Source organism: Rhodopseudomonas sp. BR0C11 (genome assembly GCF_010820945.1).
Lineage (GTDB): Bacteria > Pseudomonadota > Alphaproteobacteria > Rhizobiales > Xanthobacteraceae > Rhodopseudomonas > Rhodopseudomonas palustris_H.
In genome coordinates this window covers 1-449 of the sequence record NZ_QTKI01000850.1, presented here as the reverse complement: position 1 = coordinate 449, position 449 = coordinate 1, and the positions used below count along the sequence as shown (strand labels likewise).

The window sequence follows — 449 nt, the reverse complement described above, 5'->3', positions numbered from 1 at the left end:
GGTAACGCGCGAAGCGCGGTGCACGCCGGGGTGGGGTGAACCGCGGGCACGGCGGATGAACTCTTCGCCACCCCACCCCGCTCGCTGCGCGAGCGACCCTCCCCCTCCAGGGGAGGGTCATCCTCGCAGCGACTGCATACGCTCCTTGTGATCGCCCGCCGCGCGGGGGAGAGGTGAACTACGCGCCGCTCCCCTCACCCTTCCCGAACACCCGGCTCGCCAGCACATCGCCCGCTTCGATCGTCATGATGTCCTCGGCGGTCAGTGAACGGTCGAGGTCGGCGATCAGGCGGTTGGCCTGGCGGAGACGGATGCGGTCGAGCGCGTTGCGGATCGAGCGGGCATTGGCGAACAACGGCTGGGTCTTGCGGATGCCGATGTAGCGCTCGAACGCGGCCTTCGCTTCGGGGGCGAAGTGATAGTTCTGCTCGTTCAGCATTCCTTCCGCG

At 68.2% G+C, this 449-nt stretch carries 1 pseudogene; it reads right to left on the bottom strand.

What is annotated here, in order from left to right:
* Positions 1 to 178: 178 nt before the first annotated feature.
* Positions 179 to 449: pseudogene (locus DYI24_RS27760) on the bottom strand (CbbX protein); the annotation flags it as partial.